At 69.1% G+C, this 21097-nt stretch carries 17 protein-coding genes; 15 read left to right on the top strand and 2 right to left on the bottom strand.

Translation table 11 applies throughout. The annotated features are described in order from the left end of the window. Positions 1–258 precede the first annotated feature (258 nt). Together VM221_06390 and VM221_06395 are read right to left on the bottom strand one after the other, a co-directional pair. Positions 259–1683 (bottom strand): arylsulfatase, encoded by a 1425-nt coding sequence (locus tag VM221_06390; GenBank protein ID HUT74446.1) that lies wholly within the window; start codon positions 1681–1683, stop codon positions 259–261. Positions 1684–1808: 125 nt separating this feature from the next. Beyond that, positions 1809–2555, bottom strand: a complete 747-nt coding sequence (locus VM221_06395; GenBank protein ID HUT74447.1) for an isoprenylcysteine carboxylmethyltransferase family protein — start codon at positions 2553–2555, stop codon at positions 1809–1811. Between the two features lie 428 nt (positions 2556–2983). On the opposite strand from VM221_06395, the gene rpsB reads away from it, so the two are divergent. The 15 genes from rpsB to VM221_06470 all read left to right on the top strand — a co-directional run bounded on the left by rpsB (position 2984) and on the right by VM221_06470 (position 21091). Beyond that, a complete protein-coding gene (gene rpsB, locus VM221_06400) occupies positions 2984–3844 on the top strand; it encodes a 30S ribosomal protein S2 (GenBank protein ID HUT74448.1) in 861 nt (286 codons plus the stop codon). Positions 3845–3965: 121 nt separating this feature from the next. Further along, positions 3966–4511: a translation elongation factor Ts gene (locus tag VM221_06405; protein ID HUT74449.1), complete on the top strand. Its 546-nt coding sequence runs from the start codon at positions 3966–3968 to the stop codon at positions 4509–4511. Then, entirely contained in the window at positions 4511–5239 is a 729-nt protein-coding gene (gene pyrH / locus VM221_06410; GenBank protein HUT74450.1) for a UMP kinase, read from the top strand. The genes VM221_06405 and pyrH overlap by 1 nt, the downstream gene beginning before the upstream one ends. 176 nt (positions 5240–5415) lie before the next feature. Continuing rightward, a complete protein-coding gene (frr, locus tag VM221_06415) occupies positions 5416–5937 on the top strand; it encodes a ribosome recycling factor (protein ID HUT74451.1) in 522 nt (173 codons plus the stop codon). A gap of 2 nt (positions 5938–5939) precedes the next feature. Further along, the gene (locus VM221_06420) at positions 5940–6185 is read left to right on the top strand and encodes a hypothetical protein (GenBank protein HUT74452.1); all 246 of its coding nucleotides are present in this window, start codon (positions 5940–5942) and stop codon (positions 6183–6185) included. After that, positions 6182–6961, top strand: coding sequence for an isoprenyl transferase (locus VM221_06425; protein HUT74453.1), 780 nt, complete (start codon positions 6182–6184; stop codon positions 6959–6961). The genes VM221_06420 and VM221_06425 overlap by 4 nt, the downstream gene beginning before the upstream one ends. A 92-nt stretch (positions 6962–7053) precedes the next feature. After that, positions 7054–7551, top strand: coding sequence for a zinc ribbon domain-containing protein (locus VM221_06430; protein ID HUT74454.1), 498 nt, complete (start codon positions 7054–7056; stop codon positions 7549–7551). 50 nt (positions 7552–7601) lie between these two features. Further along, positions 7602–8480 carry a hypothetical protein gene (locus tag VM221_06435; protein HUT74455.1) on the top strand — a complete coding sequence of 293 codons (879 nt, stop codon included), beginning with the start codon at positions 7602–7604 and terminating at the stop codon, positions 8478–8480. A 180-nt stretch (positions 8481–8660) separates the two neighbouring features. Further along, the gene (gene leuS, locus VM221_06440; protein HUT74456.1) at positions 8661–11156 is read left to right on the top strand and encodes a leucine--tRNA ligase; all 2496 of its coding nucleotides are present in this window, start codon (positions 8661–8663) and stop codon (positions 11154–11156) included. A 283-nt stretch (positions 11157–11439) separates the two neighbouring features. Then, positions 11440–15804, top strand: a complete 4365-nt coding sequence (locus VM221_06445) for an acyl-CoA dehydratase activase (GenBank protein HUT74457.1) — start codon at positions 11440–11442, stop codon at positions 15802–15804. Between the two features lie 180 nt (positions 15805–15984). Beyond that, complete coding sequence (locus tag VM221_06450; protein ID HUT74458.1) at positions 15985–17166, top strand: hypothetical protein; 1182 nt, start codon at positions 15985–15987, stop codon at positions 17164–17166. Positions 17167–17643: 477 nt separating this feature from the next. Further along, complete coding sequence (locus VM221_06455) at positions 17644–18573, top strand: prephenate dehydrogenase/arogenate dehydrogenase family protein (protein ID HUT74459.1); 930 nt, start codon at positions 17644–17646, stop codon at positions 18571–18573. Between the two features lie 4 nt (positions 18574–18577). Then, entirely contained in the window at positions 18578–19888 is a 1311-nt protein-coding gene (gene aroA, locus VM221_06460) for a 3-phosphoshikimate 1-carboxyvinyltransferase (GenBank protein HUT74460.1), read from the top strand. 97 nt (positions 19889–19985) lie between these two features. Beyond that, complete coding sequence (locus VM221_06465) at positions 19986–20168, top strand: Trm112 family protein (protein HUT74461.1); 183 nt, start codon at positions 19986–19988, stop codon at positions 20166–20168. Then, on the top strand, positions 20147–21091 hold the full coding sequence (locus VM221_06470; GenBank protein HUT74462.1) for a glycosyltransferase family 2 protein: 945 nt from the start codon (positions 20147–20149) through the stop codon (positions 21089–21091). Before VM221_06465 ends, VM221_06470 begins: the two co-directional genes overlap by 22 nt. Positions 21092–21097 lie beyond the last annotated feature (6 nt).

Here is a 21097-nt window from a genome sequence, read left to right on the forward strand (position 1 = left end):
GCAAGTCCCTCCCACGCTCGCCCCGATGCGTCGGGGTAAGATGCTGCGATTGCGGCTGCGATGACGTTCGCGGGAGTGCTGGGGTGTGAGGGGGGAGCCCTCCGAGGGCCCACAGCATTCCACCGAAACCGGGCAGGAAAAAGCACCTTCCGGCGACCTTCGACAGACGATTACATGGTATCACAGAGGGCCTTGCGAAGTCAAGGCCGGAGGCTCCCTGCCGGGGCGCGGGAGGGGCCCCCAGGAGGGGCGATTTCGTCACCGCGGTCGCGCGTTTTCCGCCACCACCGCGCTCCACCGCTGGTCGCGTTGGAGCAGGCGCTCGCCGTCGGAGAAGCCGTCGCCGCGCTCCGCCAGCAGGCGCACCAATCGCTGGCGCCACATCGCCACCTGCCGGCGGTGCGACGAAGCGCCCGCCAGGTTGCGCAGCTCGCGCCGGTCCGCGCGCAGATCGAAGAAGTGCTCCTCGCCGGTGGCGGGAAACCACACGTACTTCTCCTTGCCGTCGGTCAGGTAGTGCATGGCCTGCTCCAACGAGTAGCACGGCGAGTGCTCCCCGTGCAGGAACTCGCGCCACGACCCGCCGCGAATCGCGCGCAGGACGCTTTGCCCCGTGACCGAACCCGGTATCGGCACGCCGGCCGCCTCGAGGACGGTCGGCATCACGTCCTGCAGGCCCACCACCTGCTCGAAGACGCCGGTGGGCAGGTCCATCCCCGCCGGGTAGCGCAGGACGAAGGGGATGCGCGCCGACCCCTCGTAAGCGTAGGTCTTGCGGTGCAGGTGGTGATCGCCCAGCATGTCGCCGTGGTCGGAGGTGAAGATGATGAGGGTGCGGTCCACCACCGCCGATCCCAGCTCGCGCGCCATCTGCTCCAGCAGGCGCCCCAACTGGTAGTCAAGGTGCGTGCACAGGCCGGCGTACGCCGCGCGCATGCGCTGGTTCTGCTCGGGGGTCAGCTGGCCGCGCCAGGCGGCACGCTCGTGCGGCTTCGCGCCCGCGTGCTTTGCCGCCCAGTCGCCGACGGGGAGGGGCGGGAAGTCGCGGTCGGCGTACATATCCCAGAAGAACTGCGGCGGGTCGTAGGGCGAGTGCGGGCGCATTTGTGAGCACCACGCAAAGAACGGGCGCGTGGGGTCGCGCTTCTTGATCTGCTCCAGCGTGACCTCGGTCGTCCACACGATCGGGTGATAGCGTTCCTCCAGGTGCCACGGGCGCGCCAGCCAGCCGTTGGCGTCAACTCCATGAGCGCGCTCATCCGCTTGCGGCCCCAGCTCCTGCCGCAGCCAGTCGGCGTAATCGTCCACGCCGTCGCTGAGGTCGTGGGGGATGACGGTGTGGAAGCCGTAGAGCTTGCGCCGCGGATGCAGGTTGCGGAAGCCGACGTTGATGCAGTGGTAGCCCGCGTCAGCGAGCACCTGCGCCAGCGTGTTGGGTTCGTGCCACTCCTCGCCCGCATAGCCGATGAGACCGCAGGCGTAGCTGCCCTGGCCGCCGAGCAGGCAGCGGCGCGCGCCGGTGGTGGAGGGGATCTCGGTGTAGGCGTTGGGGAAGTACGCGCCGCGGTTGACGAAGGCGTCCAGGTTGGGGGTTTCGACCACGGGGTGGCCGGCGAGGCCGATGTGGTCGCCGCGCTGCTGGTCGGTGGTGAACAGAAGGATATTGGGGCGGGTGTCGGTCATGACGAACCTCCTCACAGTGGAGCGTAGTGGCGGCGGCGCGAAGCCGCGTCGTCTCGGCAGCACCAGCGCGCGGGGGCTCCCTGGCGACTCCGCTCGCTAACGGCGCTCATCGCAGCGGGACCAAGCTATCGGCCTTCGACATGGAAAACCCCGGTTTTCCTCTTCAGCACCGCCAGCACGACATAGGCCGCCAGGCCGAGACCCAGCACCAGCCTCGTACTCGTGTCAAGCGCCCACCGGTTATGCGCAAGGCCGTCGCCCAGCACCGTCACCAACTCGAACGACGCCACGAGCAGGAAGAAACCGCTGAACTCCCGGCGCAGCGCGGTCTCCCACGAGAACGGAAGTGACGGCCGTCGCCACTGCGACAGCCGCGGCAGCCAACACGGCGTCGCGCTTGCCCAGCGCTCGAATGCCTCCCCGAAGCGCTGAGCCAGGAATCGCTCTTCCGCGAGGACGATGCGTTCGTAGTAGAGACAGAACGCAAGGCAGCACACGACCACGAACCACCACACCTGGATTATCAGCGCGACGCCCAACGTGCAGAGGAAGTTGCCGAGATACAGCGGGTGCCGCACGAGCGAATACATGCCGGTGGTGTTCAAGCTCGCCGCCACCTGCTGTTCGGTATTCCGTCCGGAGGTATTGGCGGGAGCATGACCGCCAACCACGCACCGGATTGCCAGCCCAAGCAGCGCAACCGCCACGGACATCAGCCTCCAGTAGGGTACGATCCGGCCACCCACCACGTGCTCCAGCGCCCGCCCCTCCCGGAGCGCCGCCAGCGCCACGGGCACGATCAGCAGCGGCACATAGGTGCGCCAGCGGAAGAGGAAGTCGCCTTGTTTGACCAGCTCATCACGTAGTGCCATTGTCGTCTCGGGGGGCGGGACTACCAAGTACGCCGCAGCGCCACTTGCGGGCCATAATTTGTCTCTCCATTCGCCGCCGCTCCGGCGTACACCTCCGTGTCATGTGGTCGGCGTCCAGGTTTGGATCCGAACAGGTGACGGAGTGGGGCCAAGACTCAGCGCGACGCCGGGCGCGGGTGGGCGCTTCGTGTCTCAGGCCGGACCTCCTGGTACCCACGAGGCGGCAGAGCCAAGACGCCGGCAGCAACAAGCGGGTGGAGGGGCAGCGCTCGAGGGGCGGCGCTCTTGCGTGGGGGCGGCTTTTGTGATAGAATTCGCCGAGAATCACGCCTTGGCTGTGTAAGGCACGGGCCGGTCTGCGCGCCAGCGGCGCGCCGGCAGAGGTCTTACACGCTTTTTTCGGCGGATCACCCAAAGGAGACAGGCTCTTGGCGCTAGTTTCGATGAAAGAGCTCCTGGAGGCGGGAGTTCACTTCGGCCACCAGACCCGGCGCTGGAACCCGAAGATGAAGCGGTATATCTACGGGGGACGCAACGGCATCTATATCATAGATCTCCACCAGACGGTGCGGCTGCTGGAGGGCGCGTGCAACTTCGTGCGGGAGCAGACCGCCGCCGGCGGCAGCGTGCTGTTCGTGGGCACCAAGAAGCAGGCCCAGGAGTCGGTGAGCGAGGCGGCGACCCAAGCCGGGATGTTCAGCGTCAGCCAGCGCTGGCTGGGCGGCATGCTGACCAACTTCAGCACCATTCGCCGGCGGGTGGAGCGCATGAAGGAGCTGCGGCGAATGCGCGATGACGGCGAGCTGGAGTTGCGGCCCAAGGGCGAGCGCGCGCGCATGCTGGAGCAGCTCGCCAAGCTCGAGCGCATCCTCTCGGGGATCGAGGGCATGGAGCAACTGCCGGCAGTCGTTTGCATCGTGGACGTCAAGAAGGAACATATCGCCGTACTCGAGGCGCGGCGGTTGGAGATACCGATCGTCGCCCTGGTTGATACCAACTGCGATCCGGACGAAGTGGACTATCCGATCCCCGGCAATGACGACGCGATCCGGGCGATCCGCCTGGTATCATCGCGGATTGCGGAGGCGGCGCTGGAGGGAGCGCGCGAGCGCGAGGCGCTGGAGGCGAAGGCCGCCGCCGACGCGGAAGCCGCCGCCGCCGCCGAACCGGTCGAAGCGGTCGAGGAGACCGCCGCCGAGCCGGTTTCCACAGCCGATCTGCTGGCGGCGGAGACGGACTCCGCTCACCTCGCCCAGGAGACGGGGCAGCCGTTGGAGGCGTTCGGGTAGCACCCGCCGCCGCCCCGTTTTTCGCCCTGGTCCGCCCGCGGCGGACCCATCTCAGGAGGCACGCGTGGCGATCACACCCGAGCAGGTAAAGCATCTGCGCGAGCGCAGCGGCGCCGGGATCATGGACTGCAAGCGCGCGCTCGAGCAGTGTGACGGCGATGTGGCGCGCGCAGTCGAGCACCTGCGCGAGCAGGGCATCCTGCGCGCCGCGCATCGCGAATCGCGCCCCACGGCGGAGGGGGTGGTGGAATCCTACGTCCACGCCGGCGGCAAGATCGGGGTCCTGGTCGAGGTCAACTGCGAGACCGACTTCGTGGCGCGCACGCCCGAACTGCGGAGCCTCGCGCACGAGGTGGCGATGCAGATCGCGGCCCAGCATCCGCGCTACCTGAGCCGCGAGGAGGTGCCGCCAGCGGTGCGCGACAAGGAGCTGGAGATCTACCGCGCGCAGAGCGTGCGCGAGGGCAAGCCGGAGAAGATCCTGGACAAGATCGCGGCCGGCAAGCTCGAGAAGTACTTCCAGGAGTTCTGCCTGCTGGAGCAGCCCTTCATCCGCGATCCCGACCGCACGATCGAGGATCTGCGCAAGGAGGTCGCCGTCAAGACGGGCGAGAACGTCCGCATTCGACGTTTCGCCAGGTTTCAGCTCGGCGAGGCGGAGGAGTAGTGGGCGCACCCAAGTATAGGCGCATCCTGGTCAAGCTCAGCGGCGAGATCTTCGCCGGCGGAGATCGGTTCGGGATCGACGCCGCCAGCGTCCGTCGGCTGGCGCAGGAGCTCAAGGAGGTGCGCGAGATCGGGGTCGAGATCGCAATCGTGGTCGGCGGGGGCAATATCTTCCGCGGGCGCAGCCGCGCGCCCTTTGACATCGAGCGTACCACCGCCGACTACATGGGCATGCTCGCCAGCGTCCTCAACGCCCTGGCGCTGCAGGATGCGCTGGAGAAGCTGGGGGTCTATACCCGCGTGCAGAGCGCGATCCAGATGCAGGAGGTGGCCGAGCCCTACATCCGGCGGCGCGCGGTGCGCCACCTGGAGAAGGGACGCATCGTCATTTTCGCCGCCGGCACCGGCAATCCGTACTTCACCACCGATACCGCGGCGGCGCTGCGCGCGGCGGAGGTGGGCGCCGAGGCGCTGCTCAAGGGCTCGACCGTGGACGCGATCTACGACCGCGACCCCAAGCTCGATGCGGGCGCCCAGCGGCTGGCTCGTCTCGATTACATGGAGGCGCTGACGCGGCGCATCAAGGCGCTCGACGCCACCGCCGTCTCGCTGAGCCAGGACACGGGCCTGCCTATCATCCTCTTCGACATCCGGGAGCCGGGCAATCTCAAGCGCGTGGTGCTCGGCGAAGCCATCGGCAGCGTCATATCGGCACCCGGCGGTGGGTAGCGCCATGCCGCTCGCCCCAGGACGCGACCGGGAGCACCGAAGCGTCGCCATGATGTCGGATCGGGCCGCGAGCCGACGAGCCGGGGCAGGCGCGTCATCCCGGGCCGGGTGCGCCAGGGAGGCTAACCATGACGACAGATCCCGTGGCCGGGGTCTTGGACGAAACCGCGCACCACATGGATCAGGCGCTGGAAGCGACGCGGCGTGAGTTCGCTACCATTCGCAGCGGCCGCGCCAACCCCGCGTTGCTCGACCGCATCACGGTTGAGGCCTACGACACCCACATGCCCCTCAACCAGCTCGCTACCATTTCCGCGCCCGAGCCGCGGATGCTGATCATCGCGCCCTGGGACCAGACCCTGATCGGCGCCATCCGCAACGCGCTCACCCGGTCCGATCTCGGCCTCAACCCCTCGACCGACGGCCGCCTCCTGCGGGTGCCGGTGCCGGAACTGAGTGAGGAGCGCCGCCGGGATCTCGCCAAGCTGGTGGGCCGCAAGGCGGAGGAGAGCCGGGTCGCGATCCGCAATCTCCGCCGCGAAGCGGTCGAGAAGTTGCGCAAGCTGCAGAAGGCGGGCGACATCTCGGAGGACGACGCGCGGCGCGCCCAGGACCAGGTGCAGAAAGCCACCGACGCCCACACGCGGGAGGTGGACCGGCTCCAAGAAGCGAAGGCGGCGGAGATCATGGAGGTGTGAGCGTGACCGGCAGCGCACCGCCCCCGCTCATCGGTCTCGACCCGCAGCAGGCGCGACGGCGGGCGACGGAGGCGGGGTGGGAGGTCGCGGAGCTGGCCGTCACTACGCCGCCGTCAGCGGCCCCTAGCGGCCCCCAGCGGGTTGTCGGTCAGGCGGTGGTAGGGCCGCGCACCCTGTCCCTGGTGGTCGCGGCCTCGGTGGCCCCGGCGCGCCCGTGCCGGCGGGCGCGCGAGCAGACCCCGGCATGAAACGACATCCCTGCGAGCCCCCGCCCCCGCCCACGGCCGAGGAGCTGATGGCGACGCTCGACCGCGAACGGTTGCCGCGCCACGTGGCCATTATCATGGACGGCAACGGCCGCTGGGCGCAGGAGCGGTCGCTGCCGCGCGTCATGGGCCACCAGGCGGGAGCGGAGAGCGTGCGCGCGGCGGTGGAGCTGTGCGACGAGGTGGGCATCGGTGTGCTCACGCTGTACACGTTCTCGTCGGAAAACTGGGCGCGCCCGCGGGAAGAGGTCGCGGGCCTGATGCACCTGATCGCGGAGAAGATGCGCGTCGAGCTGCCGGAGATGCACGAGCGCAACGTGCGGGTGCGCGCCATCGGCCGGCTGCACGAGTTGCCGCCGCGGGTGCGGACGATCCTGGAGCAGGCGGAGGAGGTCACCGCGAAAAACTCCGGTCTGCGCTTCCATCTGGCGATCAATTACGGCGGTCGCGCCGAGATCGCGGATGCGGCGCGAGCGATGGCGGCGCAGGTCGCGTCCGGCGACCTGCGGCCGGAGGACGTATCGGAGGAGCGTCTCGCTCACCACCTTTATGCGCCGGAGGTGCCGGATCCGGACCTGCTGGTGCGCACCGGCGGGGAGATGCGCGTGAGCAACTACTTGCTGTGGGAGATCGCCTACGCCGAGATCGTGGTGGTGCCGACGCTGTGGCCTGATTTCCGGCGCCAGGACTTGCTCGCCGCGCTGGCGGAATACCAGCGGCGCCGACGCCGATTCGGCAGGGTCGGGGACGACCTCTGACTGCCAGCGGCGTCGCGGCGCTGGCGTCGTGCCGGCGGTCAGGGGGCGTCACCCCGAAGACAAGCGCCAGGGCCGGCGGGGGACGACTCGCTATGCGGGTGATCATGGAGTGCCCGCGGTGCGGGCGGCAGAACGCTCGCACCTTGCAGCACTGCCAGGCGTGCAACGAGTGGCTGCACGGAGCCAGCGCGGTCGTGGGCGTGTGCCCGCAGTGCCACCTGCCGGTGCGCGAGAGCGAATTGGCATGCTCCAACTGCGGCGCTTACCTGGATCCCCGGCTCGAGCAGGAAGGAGGGCCGCGCCTGCCGCAGGAGAAGCGCCTCGGCCTGCGCGCGCGCAAGGCGATGGCGGAGCCGGGGCGAGCCGCCGCCCGCCTCATCTCGGCCGCGTTCCTGTGCCGGGCGGTGGGAGCGGCGGTGGTGGTGGCCTCCCTGGCGCGGGGGATCGTGGCGGTGCAGGAACTGCGCGTCGCCGCCACTCCCGACGAGGCGATGTTCATAGCTTACGCGGCGGTGTTGTGGGCGCTGGCGGGCATCGTGGGGGTGGGCTTGCTGGTGGCCGGGTTCGTGATCCTGCGCCCGCCGCGCTGACGCGCCTGCGCCGCTGCGCGCAGGCACGGCCGATGGGCCGCCGGAGCAAGATGGAAGTCAACGACCGCACTAAGCCAGAGCCGACCGACGCCGCGCGCGGGGAAGTGCGCCGCTGGCGAATGCTGGCGCTGGCGGCGGCCGCCTACCTGGGGCTCGGGCTGCTGGCGGGGCCACGGGCGCTCGCCGCGCTCAAGCCGGGGCCGCTGCTGGTGGGCCTGGCGGTGGTGGCGGGGATCGCGTACATCCTGATCGCGCTGGCGATGGTGGTGCTGGCGTGCCGACTGCCCCTGTCATGGAAAGGGCAACTGGGAGCAGGGCTGGCCTTCGCCGCCGCTTTCGGCGCTGCGCGGGCGGCCCATGTTTCGTTGCTGGGCGATCTGTCGCTGGTGCTGGCGGCGTTGTTCGCGGGCGCGCTGGCCTCGCGCGTGATCCGGGAGCGCAACATGCTGGTGCCGGTGGTGGTGGCGGCGGCTGCGGTGGACACCTGGGGCGTCTATTGGGGATTTGTGGCGGAGATCGGCAGACGGGCGCCGGAGGTGGTCAAGCAGTTCAGCGCCGCCGTGCCCGGGGCGGCGGCTGCGGAACTGCCGGTGCCGCTGCTCAGCTCGGTGGGCGCCGGCGACTTCCTGTTCATGGCGCTGTTCGTGGCCGCGGTGTGGCGGCTGGGAATGAATCTGCGCGGCACGCTGTGGGCGCTGTTCGGGGTTTACCTGGTGGTGCCGGCGGCTTTCGCCGCCGTCTCGGCGGTGACCGCGTCAGAGGCGCCGGCGCTGCCGGGGCTGGTGTTCGTGGGATTCGCGACGGCGGCGGCCAACTGGCGGCATTTCCACTTCTCGCGCGCGGAGAGGTTCGCGCTGCTGTACGCGGCGATGGCGTTGACGGCGCTCATCCTGGCGGCGTGGGGGGTGAAGCGGGCGCTGGGAGGCTGAGGGCGGAACGTACGTCATTCTGGTGAACGAAGTGAAGGATCTTGCCCTCGATGTCTGCCCGGCCAAGATGCCTTCGGCTTCGCTCAGGGCAGGCCCTTCGCCTCCGGCGGCTAGGTCGCTGCGCGACCGCCGTGGCGGCCTTCGGCCTAGCCACTCAGGATGACATAAGCGCAGGAGGACATGGTGACCGATAGGTACGAGCCGCAGCCGCTCGAGGCGAAATGGCAGCAGCGATGGGCGCAAGCGCGTCTGTTCGAAGCGCCCGATCGCTCGCACCAGCCGAAGTTCTACTACCTCGACATGTTCGCCTATCCCTCGGGTGACCTGCACTGGGGGCATGTTCGCAACTACACTGTTGGCGACGTGATGGCGCGCTACCACGTCATGCGCGGCGAGCATGTGCTGCACTGCACGGGTTTCGATGCCTTCGGGCTGAATGCCGAGAACGCGGCGATCAAGCGCGGCGTTCATCCCGCCGCTTGGACCGAACACAACGTGGCGCAGATGGAGCAGCAGCTTCGGCGCATGGGCTACTCCTTCGACTGGAGCCGCGAGGTCAACACCTCCCGGCCCGAGTACTACAAGTGGACGCAGTGGCTGTTCCTCCAGCTCTACCGGGCTGGGCTGGCCTTCAAGCAGCGGGCTCCCGTCAACTGGTGCCCATCGTGCGCGACCGCGCTGGCCAACGAGCAGGTCATCGGCGGGCTCTGCGAGCGGTGCGACACCGCGGTCGCGCCGAAGGAGATGGAGCAGTGGTTCTACCGCACCACCCAGTACGCCGACCGTCTGCTCGCCGGCCACGACAAGATTGACTGGCCCGAAGACGTCAAGCTCATGCAGCGCAACTGGATCGGGCGCAGCGAGGGCGTCGAGTTCGACATGGCTATCGCCGATTCCCCGCACCGGGTCGCCGTTTATACGACCCGGCCGGACACCGTCTTCGGCGTTACCTACGTGGTGCTGGCGCCCGAGCACCCGCTGGTGAACGAGATCATCAGCGGCGAGCAGCGCACGGCGGTGACCGCCTATCGCGAGCAGGCGCGCAAGAAGGCCGAGCTCGAACGCATCGCCGACACCGCCAAGGACGGCGTCTTCACCGGTGCCTACGCGGTCAACCCGATGACCGACGAGCGGGCGCCGGTGTGGGTCGCCGACTACGTCCTCATGGGCTACGGCACCGGCGCCATCATGGCCGTGCCCGCGCACGACCAGCGCGACTTCGAGTTCGCCCGGCGCTACGGCCTGCCGATCCGCGTGGTCATCAACCCGCCGGGCGCGACGCTCGATCCGGCGACCATGCCCGAGGCTTACGTGGAGTCCGGGGTGCAGGTCAACTCCGGCCGCTTTGACGGTCTGCCCAGCGAGGAGGGGTGGCGGGCGATCGCCGACGGGATGGAGCACATGGGTATCGGCCGGCGCACGGTCAAATACCGTCTGCGTGACTGGCTCATCTCACGCCAGCGCTACTGGGGCGCGCCCATTCCCATCATCTACTGCGACCAGTGCGGGACGGTGCCGGTGCCGGAGCGAGATCTGCCCGTGCTGCTGCCGCCGCAGGCGCCCTTTACCGGCAAGGGCGGGTCACCGCTGGAGGCGGTGCCGCAGTTCGTTAACACCACGTGCCCGGAGTGCGGTGGCAAGGCACGGCGCGATGTGGACACCATGGACACCTTCGTCTGCTCGTCGTGGTATTTCCTCCGTTATACCAGCCCCCATGACGCCGAGCGCGCCTTCGACCCCGAAGCGGTGCGCTATTGGATGCCGGTGGACCTCTACATCGGCGGGCGCGAGCACGCGACTATGCATCTCATCTACGCGCGGTTCTTCTGCATGGCCCTGCACGATCTGGGCCTGATCGAGTTCGAGGAGCCGTTTCAGCGCCTATTCAACCACGGCGTGATCAGCCTCGGCGGCAAGAAGATGAGCAAATCGCGCGGCAACATCGCCTCTCCCGACGGCATGTGCGAGCGCTACGGCGCGGACACGGCGCGGCTCTTCATCCTCTTCATCGCCCCCCCGGGCGAGCCGGCCGAGTGGAGCGAGGCCGGCGCGGAGGGGCTCTATCGTTTCATCGGTCGCACCTGGCGCCTCATCAGCGGCGCGGAGCCCGTGTTCGATCGCGATTGGGCGGCGACGCTGGAGTCCAGTCAACCGTCGTCCGCGGGGAGCGCCCTGCGGCGCAAGACACACCAGACCATCGCCAAAGTCACCGCCGACATCGAGCGCCTCCACCACAACACCGCCATTAGCGCGCTCATGGAGCTGGTAACGCAGGTGAGCGACCTTGCGGGCGACGCTCCCGCCGCGCTCCCGCCCGCCGACCGGGCGGCGCTGAGCGAAGCGATGGCCACGCTGCCGGTGCTGCTGTCGCCGTTCGCCCCCCACCTGGCGGACGAACTCGCCGAGGAACTCGGTATCCTGGGCGACGCGACCTCGATGTTCCAGGCGGCGTGGCCCCAGGCCGACGCGCGGATCGCGAGAGAGGAAGAGGTAACGCTGGTGGTGCAGGTCAACGGCAAGGTGCGCGACCGGCTGATGGTGGCCGCGGGCGCCGATGAGGAGCGCCTCAAGCAACTCGCCCTGGAGAGCGAGAAAGCGCAGGCGTTCCTCGCGGGCAAGACGGTGCGCAACATCGTCGTGGTGCCCGACAAGCTGGTCAACATCGTCGCCGGGTGAGGCGACGGCCCCGGCCACAGATGCCGAGCCGCTACCGCGGTTCGGCTGTGCCCAGGGCAGGCTCCGGGCCGCACCTCACATTCTGGTGGCGATCGCCACGCTGAGCGGCCAGATCATGCCGCCTGCTCGCATCTGCGTGCACCGTTGACCTTTCTCCGGTCCTCCGGTAACATGCTCCATGCATTTGCGGTTAGATGTGGCACCGGCGCCCCGCCCGAGCTTTGCGCGCCACGGCCCGCAGGGCGACGGCGGGACGGACCTGCCACACAGGAGCCTTCCACCAGTGAGCGTTAGCCCTTCGCCGCAATCCGAGGGATTGGACCTCGGCGTTGATCTCGGCTCGGTGAGCGTCAAGGCAGCCCTGCTCGACGCCGCCGGCAACATCGTCGAACACCACTATCGCCGCCACCACGGGCAACCCCTGCGCGCCGCCCGCGACCTGCTGGCGGACCTGCTGGAGCGCACGCCCGCCGACCGCATCGGCGTGGTCGCGGTCACCGGCGCCGGCGGCAAGCTGCTGGCGGAGGTGCTGGAGGCCCATCTCGTCAACGAGGTCGTGGCCCAGGCGGCGGCCGCCGCCGCGCTGCACCCAGACGCCCGCACCATCATCGAGATCGGCGGCGAGGACTCGAAGCTGCTGTTCCTCAAGCCCGACGAGGGTGGGGCAGAGCCTGTCCTGAGCTTGTCGAAGGGCGTCCCGCCTGCCAATGACTTCGCAGCCGAGACGGCTGCGCCACCTATCGCCGTGGCCGATTTCGCCATGAACACCATCTGCGCCGCCGGCACGGGATCGTTCCTGGATCAGCAGGCCCACCGCCTGGGGCTGTCCATCGAGCAGTTCGGCGAGCTCGCCCTCAAGTCCGAGCATCCCCCGCGGCTGGCCGGCCGCTGCAGCGTCTTCGCCAAGTCCGACATGATCCACCTCCAGCAGAAGGCCACGCCGTCGCATGACATCGTCGCCGGGCTGTGCTTCGCCATGGCGCGCAACTTCAAGAGCACCGTCGGCTCCGCCCGCACCCTCGAACCGCCGGTCTATTTCCACGGGGGGGTGGCCGCCAACCCCGGCATCGTGCGCGCCTTCCACGAGGTGCTGGCGCTGGGGGCGGATGACCTGCGCGTGCCCGAGCGCTTCGCGGTCATGGGCGCCATCGGCGCGGTCTTCGCCGCGCGCCGGCAGGGGGTCGCCGCGGGTGGCTGGGCGGGGCTGGAGCGCCTCAACGCCTTCCTCGACACCCGCGGGGAGCGCCCGGCGGCGGCGACCATGGAGGCCCTGGGGCCGGCGCTGGGGATGGTCACCTATCATCAGGCGGAGATGGCTGCGCCGCCCGCCCCCGGCGCGCGCGCTTGCCCTGAGGGAAATCGAAGGGTCCCCGCCTACCTGGGGGTGGACGTCGGCTCCATCAGCACCAACCTGGTGGTGCTCGACGCACAGCGGCGTGTGCTCGCCAAACGCTACCTGATGACGGCGGGCGCGCCCATCGAGGCGGTGCGCCGCGGCCTGCGCGAGATCGGGGAGGAGGTGGGCGATTGCGTTGACATTCGCGGCGCGTCCACCACCGGCTCCGGGCGCTACCTGATCGGCGACTTCATCGGCGCCGATGTCGTCAAGAATGAGATCACCGCCCAGGCGCGCGGCGCGGTCGCGGCCGACCCGCGAGTGGATACCATCTTCGAGATCGGCGGCCAGGACTCGAAGTACATCTCCCTCGACGGCGGCGCGATCGTGGACTTCGAGATGAACAAGGTCTGCGCCGCCGGCACCGGCTCGTTTCTCGAGGAGCAAGCGGAGAAGCTGGGCATCAGCATCAAGCAGCAGTTCGAAGAGTTGGCGCTGGCCGCCGCCGCCCCCGCCAACCTGGGCGAGCGCTGCACGGTCTTCATGGAATCGGAGCTGGTGCGCCACCAGCAGGCGGGCATCCCCACCGACGACCTGGTGGCGGGGCTGAGCTACTCCATCGTCCATAACTACCTCAACCGCGTGGTGGCGGGCAAGCGCGTGGGCGATCACATCTTCTTCCAGGGCGGGGTCGCCTACAACCAGGGAGTGGCCGCCGCCTTCGCCCGCGTCACCGGCAAGCACATCACCGTCCCCGCCCACCACGAGGTCACCGGCGCCATCGGCTGCGCGCTGCTGGCGATGGAGGCCGATGCCGGCGTTGGCAGCAAGTTCAAGGGCTTCGACCTGTCCGAGCGCAGCTACGAGGTGCGTTCCTTCGAGTGCAAGGACTGCCCCAACCGCTGCGAGGTCAACGTGGTGACGGTCGCGGGCGAGCGCGCGCGCTTCTACGGCAGCCGCTGCGAGAAGTACGACGTCGAGCGCCGCTCGGGGCGCGGCGACGAGCTGCCCGACCTCTTCGCCGAGCGCACCGAGCTGCTGCTCAACGCCTACCAACCGAAGGCGGAGCTGCCGGCGAACGCCCCCCGCGTCGGCGTCCCCCGCAGCCTGCTCTTCCACGAGCTGTTCCCGCTGTGGCACGCGTTCTTCACCGAGCTCGGCTGCCGCGTCGTCACCTCCGAAGCGACCAACAAGCGCATCATCCACCGCGGCGCCGAGGGCTCGGTGGTCGAGACCTGTTTCCCCATGAAGGTCGCCCTCGGCCACGTCATGGACCTGCTCGACCAGGACCTGGACTACCTGTTCCTGCCCAGCGTCATCAACCTCCCGCGCCCCGAGGACGGCGTCACCGACAGCTTTGTCTGCCCCTACATCCAGAGCTTCCCCTACACCGTCAAGTCGGCGGTCAACCCCGAGGCCGCCGGGGTGAAGCTGCTGGCGCCGGTGCTCTACATGTACCTCGGCGCCGACCACCTGCTGCGCGTGCTGGGGGGCATGGCCGCGCGGTACCTGGGCAAGGGCCGCGAGGCGATCATGGGCGCGCTCAACGCCGGGCTGGTCGCGTGGGACAACTTCCAGGACGCCTGCCGCCGGCGCGGGGAGGAGATCCTCGCCGACCTTGCGCCCGACGACAAGGCAGTGGTCATCATCAGCCGCTCCTACAACGGCTGCGATCCCGGCGCCAACCTCGAGCTGCCGCGCAAGCTGCGCGACCTCGGCATCCTGCCCGTGCCCATGGACTTCCTGCCGCTGGAGACGGTGCAGCTCGCCGCGGAGTGGCCCAACATGTACTGGCGCTACGGGCAGAAGATCCTCGCCGCCGCCGAGCTCGTCGCCAACGACCCGCGCTTGACCTCGGTCTATCTCACCAACTTCGGCTGCGGGCCGGACTCGTTCATCACGCGGTTTTTCCGCCAGCGCATGGGCGACAAGCCCTACCTGCAGATCGAGGTGGACGAGCACAGCGCCGACGCCGGCATGATCACCCGCTGCGAGGCCTTCCTCGACAGCATCGCCGCCGCCGACGGCCGCGAGCTGGCTACCGGCGCGCGCCTGCGCACCCTCACCATCACCCCCGGCTCCAAGCGCACCCTGCTCGTGCCCTACATGTCGGACCACGCCTTCGGGTTGGCGGCGGCGATGGAGGCCAGCGGCATGTCCGCCCGGGTCATGGCGGAGAGCGACGCCGAGACCCTGTTCTGGGGGCGCCAGCACACCTCGGGCAAGGAATGCTACCCCTGCATCGTCACCACCGGCGACATGGTCAAGTACGCGATGCGTCCCGATTTCGACCGCGACCGGTACGCGTTCTTCATGGGCGGCTCGGGCGGGCCCTGCCGCTTCGGCCAGTACAGCGCCCTGCAGCGCATGGTGCTCGACGACATCGGCTACGCCGACGTTCCCATCTACGCCCCCAACCAGGCCGCCAGCTTCTACAACGACATGGGGATGCTGGGGCGCAAGTTCCTGCGCGCGGCGTGGCAGGCCATCGTCGCCGTGGACCTGCTGTCCAAGGCACTGCATGAAACCCGCCCCTACGAAGTCGAGCCCGGCGCCACCCGTTCGGCAAGCTCAGGGCAGGCCGAGCGCGTTTATCGGCATTACCTGGAATGCGTCTGCGAGGCGGTGCGCGGCGACCGGCCGCTGCCGCCGGTGCTGGCGCAGGCGCGGCGCGCGTTCGAGACGGTGGCGGTGGACCGCTCCCAGCCGCGGCCGGTGATCGGGGTGGTGGGCGAGATCTTCGTGCGCGCCAACCGCTTCAGCAACAACCACCTGGTGGAGCAGGTCGAGGCGCTGGGGGGCGAGGTGTGGATGGCGCCGGTCTATGAGTGGTTCCTCTACCGCAACTTCCGCCGCGCGATGCGCAGTTGGCTCGACAACGACCTCAAGCTGTGGACCACCAACCTGGTCAAGGACTGGGTGATGCGCCACGACGAGCACGCGCTGGTGCGCTCCTTCCACGGGTATCTGCGCAACGCGGACGAGCCGCCGACGCGCGACGTGCTGGGGCTGAGCGGCCCTTACCTCCACCGCAGCTTCGAGGGGGAAGCGGTGCTGACCGTGGGCAAGGCGCTGGATTTCGTCCGCAAGGGCGCGGCCGGCATCATCAGCACCATGCCCTTCACCTGCATGCCGGGCACCATCGCCCACGCCGTCATCAAGCGCGTCAAGGACGAGGAGGGCGGCTTCCCCTTCCTCAACCTGGTCTATGACGGCACCGAGCAGGCCAGCGAAGATACCCGCATCGAGGCCTTCATGTACCAGGCGCGGGAATACGCACGGCGCACCGGCGGGGTGAAGGCAGGGCGCTGAGGGGTTCACCGCGGAGCCTCCTTCGCGAAGGCTACGGAGTCCAAGGGACGCGGAGGCTTGCCCGCCTTCGGTGGGCCGCGAATGATCTCTTGGGCGCGACGTCTGTGACGTCGCGAATCCCGCGCTCGTCAGCTTCGTCGGCAGGAGAGGGTGAGCTTGAGAGTGGGGGCAATCTGACCAATGGCTAAGACGGTCTTCATTCTGGGCGCCGGGGCGTCCAAGCATGCCGGCGCCCCTTTGATAAACGAATTCCTGGAAAGGGCGTGGGGTCTGCTGGCGACCGGGGGTCTTGACGATGCGGCGAGGAGAGATTTCGAGTTGGTGCGAAAGGGCATCAACGAACTACAACTTGCCCACTCGAAGGGCGATCTCGACATCTGGAACCTCGAGGCGGTGTTTGACGCCTTCGAGATGGCCGCTCTCGTCAGGCGCCTCGGCGATCTTGGAGAAGAGGATGTCAAGCGCCTGCCTGAGGTGATGCGGACAGTGATCCTGGAGACGCTCCAGAGGGAGATAGCATTCCCGCTAACGCTCCCGACGAAGCCGCCGATAACGTTCCCAGGGGGAAGCGAAAAGGGCGATATCCTGCCCGGGCCCACTGAAGCGTACCGGCAATTCGTCGCCGAGATCGTGCGTCGCCACAAGGACACGGAACCATACCCGGCGGTCATCACGTTCAATTACGACCTCTGCCTTGAGTTGGCGCTGCATTTTGAGAGCTGCAAGTGGACGTACTGCCTGAGTGACAGCGAGTCGAACGAGCGGCTGAAGGTGCTCAAACTGCACGGCTCGCTTAACTGGGCCTTCTGCCCATCGTGCAACGCCGTGGGTGTATCGCGCGACATGCACGATATCTTGCGAACAGCCTCTGAAGACGCCACTCGCGCGAATAATGAGCACCAGCCGTATACCCGTATGATAGTCGCGACGGGGTCGCCGCGCGTGTCGGGGTGCAAGTGCGAGCAATCCAACCCGGAAGTAATGCTTGTGCCGCCGACTATAAACAAGGGGTCCTATCATGCGGTGTTGAGCGAGGTTTGGGCTGCGGCGGCGGCAGAACTGAGCTCGGCGGACGAGATCTTCGTCTGCGGTTACTCCCTGCCGGAGACCGATGCGTTCTTTCGATATCTGTATGCGGTCGGTACCATTGGAGAAGCGTCATTGCGCCGAGTTTGGGTGTTCAACCCGGACCCTGGTATCAAGCCGAGGTTCGAGAAGCTGCTGGGCAAGCAGGTGCTTGGCGCGCAGGACGGCTTCCTCTTGTTTCCGTTGACTTTCGAGGATGATAGGCGGCGAAAGCATAACATAAACTGGCCTGTCGTGCTTGACCACGACCTGAGCAATCTTCCCGAACCGCTCTGAGCAGCCCCCAGGCGGGGTGATTGCAGCCGCGTTCAGGCCTGGCCGAGATCGCTGTGTCGCCTCAGCGACGTGGCGAACGTGAAGCGAGGGCCAACGCACAGGGAGGAATCTGCTGTTCGGAGGCGGGATTCCTCACTCCGTTCGGAATGACAGCGCGGGGGCCGGGCCCTGTCATTCAGAGCGAGCGCAGGCGAGCGAAGAATCCCGCGTTGGTGAAGATTCCTCGCCTGCGGTTCGGAATGACATGAATAATGCGGGGACGGTGTTCCCGCTGGTGAGTTTCGTCTGCATCGGCACGGCGGCGGCGGTCCACGGCTGCGCGCGCGGTTGCGCCGCCGTTGCTCCAATCCCCGGCAGGTGAGCCTCGGCGATACCGCGAATCCGCCAAGCGAGACGATCACCATCCTCTTCGCCCCGCAGCGCTGACGGCGGCGTCGAGTTGCCCGGCAGGCAAGCCGGGCGGGAGAGCCAACTCCGATGACTGACCAGGCAATAGACGGCCCGCACCCCGCGGACCCGGGAGACTCGGAAACGAGCAACGGTGAGGGTGAGTTCCTGTTCGACCGGGCGGCGGTGGTCGGCGTGGGGCTCATAGGCGGGTCGGTGGGCATGGCCCTGCGCGCGCGCGAGCTGGCGGGTGAAGTGGTAGCTGTCGCTCGCAGTGACGAGACCCTCGAGCTGGCGCTGGCGCGAGGGGCCGCCGACCGCGCCACGCGCGATATCAGCGAGGCGGTGGCGGGCGCGGACCTGGTGGTGCTGGCGGCGCCGGTGTCCCTCATCGCCGAGCACCTGGGGCTGGTGGCGGGAGTAGTGGACGCCGAGTGCATCATCACCGATGTCGGCAGTGTCAAGCAGCCCATCGTCGCGGCGGCGGAGCGGGTGCTGCGTCGTCCCGGTCGCTTCATCGGCGGGCATCCTCTGGCCGGCTCCGAGCGTAAGGGCATCGCCGCCGCCCGCCCCGACCTGCTGGAGAGCGCCGCCTGGGCCTTGACCCCCACCGGCGTCACCGACGAGGAGACCCTCGACCGCGTCGAGGACCTGGTCGCGCGCCTGGGCGCGCGCTCGCTGCTGCTGTCGCCGCTGGAGCACGATCAGCTGGTGGCGCGCACCAGCCACCTGCCCCACGTCGTCGCCGCCGCCCTGGTCAACGTCGTCGCTCAGCGCACCCGCGAGCGCGCCGATACCCTCGACGTCATCGGCAAGGGCTTTCGCGACACCACCCGCGTCGCCGGCGGCGACGCCTCCCTGTGGGCCGACATCGCCCTCGCCAACGCCGACGCCCTGCTCGACGCCCTGGGCGAGATGGAGCAGTCCCTTGGGCGCTTCGCCGCCGCCCTGAGAAGCGGCAACCGCGAGGAGTTGGAGCGGTTGCTGGCCGACGCCCAGCGCACCAAGGAGAGCATCTGACGCCGTGACCTCTTCCACGCTCATCGTCCGCGGCGCGAGCGACGCGCTCCACGGAGCCGTTTCGGTTCCGGGGGACAAGTCCATCTCCCATCGCGCGCTGCTGCTGGGGGCGATCGCGCGCGGCGAGACCACCATCGCCGGCCTCTTAGCGGCGGAGGACATCGCCGCCACCGCCGGCTGCCTGCGCGCGATGGGGGTTGACATCGGGCCGCTCGACGCGCCCGTGGTCACCGTGCGCGGGGTCGGTCTGCGCGGGCTTGCCGCTCCCGCGGGGGAGCTTCACTGCGGCAACTCCGGCACCACCATGCGCCTGCTGCTGGGTGTGCTCGCGGGCCAGGGCTTCGCTGCGCGGCTGAGCGGCGACGAGTCGCTGTCGCGGAGGCCGATGGACCGCATCGCCGCGCCGCTGGGGCGGATGGGAGCGCAGGTGTCCGGGCGCACCGACCGCTGCCTGCCCCCGGTCGAGGTGCGCGGGGGAAGACTGCGCGCGATTCGCTACGACAGCCCGGTGGCCAGCGCCCAGGTCAAGTCGGCGGTGCTGCTGGCGGGGCTGTACGTGGAGGGCGAGACCGCGGTGAGCGAGCCCTTCCAGTCGCGCGATCACACCGAGCGCATGTTGGAGGCCTTCGGCGCCCGCGTGGCGCGCGCCGGCCTGACCGCGGCCGTGCGCGGCGGGGAGCTTGCGGGGTGCGCGATTGCGGTGCCGGGCGACATCTCGTCGGCAGCCTTTCCGCTGGCGGCGGGGCTGGCGAGGGCGGGCTCGCAGGTGACAATCGCCGGCGTGGGCGTCAACCCCACGCGCGCGGGCATGCTCGAAGCCCTGCAGGCGATGGGCGCCGACGTGGTGGTGAGCGCAGCGGAGACGCGCGGCGGGGAACCGATTGCCGCGCTGACGGCGCGGGGGTCACGGCTGCGGGGGGCCGACATCGAGGCGGAGCTGGTGCCGCGGCTGATAGACGAGCTGCCGGTGCTGTGCGCGCTGGCGGCGACGGCGCGGGGAACCACGCGCATCAGCGGCGCCCAGGAGCTGCGGGTCAAGGAGTCGGACCGCCTGGAGGCGATGGCGACCGAGCTGGGCAAGCTGGGCGCCGATATCGAGGAGCACGCCGACGGCCTGACCATTCGCGGCGTGGAATGCCTGCGCGCCGCCGAGGTCAACGGCCGCGGCGACCACCGGGTGGCGATGGCCTTGTGCGTGGCGGCGCTGGCGGCGCCGGGGGAGACCGTCATCAGTGGGGCCGCGGGCATCGCGACCTCCTTTCCCGGGTTCGTGACGGTGATGCGCGCGCTGGGCGCGGATGTGCGCGGGGGGTGACGGTCCCGCGGCGGCTCGGCAGGAGTGAGCCCGGGGCGAAGCGAAGGCAAGGTGCGGCGGCGGCGGCCAGGCCGCCCGGACGGGAGGCGGCGCGACCATGGATGCGGAGTTGTTGGAGATACTGGCTTGCCCCGAGTGCAAGGCCTCGGTGGAGCAGGAACCCGAGCGGCTGGTGTGCACGGCGTGCGGCCGGCGCTATCCCATCCGCGACGGCATACCGATCATGCTGGTGGAGGAGGCGGAGCCGCCGGCGTCGGGGTGGAAGCCGAAGCAGAAGTGACCCCCGCGGCTGCCCTCGATCTCACCGTCTGCATCGTCAACTGGAACACCCGCGCCGATCTGCGCCGCGCGCTGGAGTCGGTGTTCGCGCGCGCGGGCGAGGCCGCGTTCGAGGTCATCGTCGTGGACAACGCCTCCCGCGACGGCTCGCCGGCGATGGTGCGCCGCGAGTTCCCGCAGGTGCGCCTGATCACCAATCGCGTTAACCGCGGCTTCGCGGCGGGCAACAACGAAGCGCTGCGACGCGCGCGCGGGCGTCACCGGCTGCTGCTCAATTCCGACACGGTGGTGCACGGGGGCGCGTTTGCCGCGGTGGTGCGGTTCATGGACGCCCACCCCGAGGCGGGGGCGGTGGGGCTGCGAGTGCACAACCCGGATGGCACTCTGCAGTACTCGTGCCGCCGCTTTCCACGGCTGGCGACGGGGCTGTTTCGCAAGGTGCCGCTGGGGCGGCTGATCCCCGACAACCACTGGAACCGCGAGTACCTGATGTCGGATTGGGCGCACGACACGGTGCGGGAGGTGGACTGGGTATCGGGGGCGGCGATGTGCATGGGCGCGGGGGCGCTGGCGCAGGTGGGGAGGCTGGACGAACGATACTTCATGTACTGCGAGGACCTGGACTGGTGCTACCGGGCGCGGGGCGCGGGGTGGAAGATCTACTACCTGCCGCAGGCAGTGGTGACGCACGTTATCGGTCGCAGCACCGACCTGCGCCCGCTGCGCATGGTGCGGGAGTTCCATCGCAGCATGAGCCGCTTCTACTGGAAGCACTATGCCCGCGCCGTGCCGCTGCCGCTGCGGGCGCTGCCGCCGCTGGGCATCTGGCTGCGGGAAGCGGTGGTGCTGACCGAGAATCTATACAGCGCTTGGCGCAACCTTGGCTATCGCCTTAGCCGCGGCCGCGGCGGGCGCCGGCGATAGGCCGCG

It is taken from the genome of Armatimonadota bacterium (assembly GCA_035527535.1).
In the GTDB taxonomy this organism is placed as follows: domain Bacteria; phylum Armatimonadota; class Hebobacteria.

Excerpts from the sequence above, each read along its gene's own strand:
- VM221_06390 (HUT74446.1), bottom strand. The coding sequence starts at position 1,683 with ATGACCGACACCCGCCCCAATATCCTTCTGTTCACCACCGACCAGCAG.
- VM221_06395 (HUT74447.1), bottom strand. The coding sequence starts at position 2,555 with ATGGCACTACGTGATGAGCTGGTCAAACAAGGCGACTTCCTCTTCCGC.
- VM221_06405 (HUT74449.1), top strand. The coding sequence starts at position 3,966 with ATGGACTGCAAGCGCGCGCTCGAGCAGTGTGACGGCGATGTGGCGCGC.
- frr (HUT74451.1), top strand. The coding sequence starts at position 5,416 with ATGGATCAGGCGCTGGAAGCGACGCGGCGTGAGTTCGCTACCATTCGC.
- VM221_06425 (HUT74453.1), top strand. The coding sequence starts at position 6,182 with ATGAAACGACATCCCTGCGAGCCCCCGCCCCCGCCCACGGCCGAGGAG.
- VM221_06430 (HUT74454.1), top strand. The coding sequence starts at position 7,054 with ATGCGGGTGATCATGGAGTGCCCGCGGTGCGGGCGGCAGAACGCTCGC.
- VM221_06435 (HUT74455.1), top strand. The coding sequence starts at position 7,602 with ATGGAAGTCAACGACCGCACTAAGCCAGAGCCGACCGACGCCGCGCGC.
- leuS (HUT74456.1), top strand. The coding sequence starts at position 8,661 with ATGGTGACCGATAGGTACGAGCCGCAGCCGCTCGAGGCGAAATGGCAG.
- VM221_06450 (HUT74458.1), top strand. The coding sequence starts at position 15,985 with ATGGCTAAGACGGTCTTCATTCTGGGCGCCGGGGCGTCCAAGCATGCC.
- VM221_06455 (HUT74459.1), top strand. The coding sequence starts at position 17,644 with ATGACTGACCAGGCAATAGACGGCCCGCACCCCGCGGACCCGGGAGAC.
- VM221_06465 (HUT74461.1), top strand. The coding sequence starts at position 19,986 with ATGGATGCGGAGTTGTTGGAGATACTGGCTTGCCCCGAGTGCAAGGCC.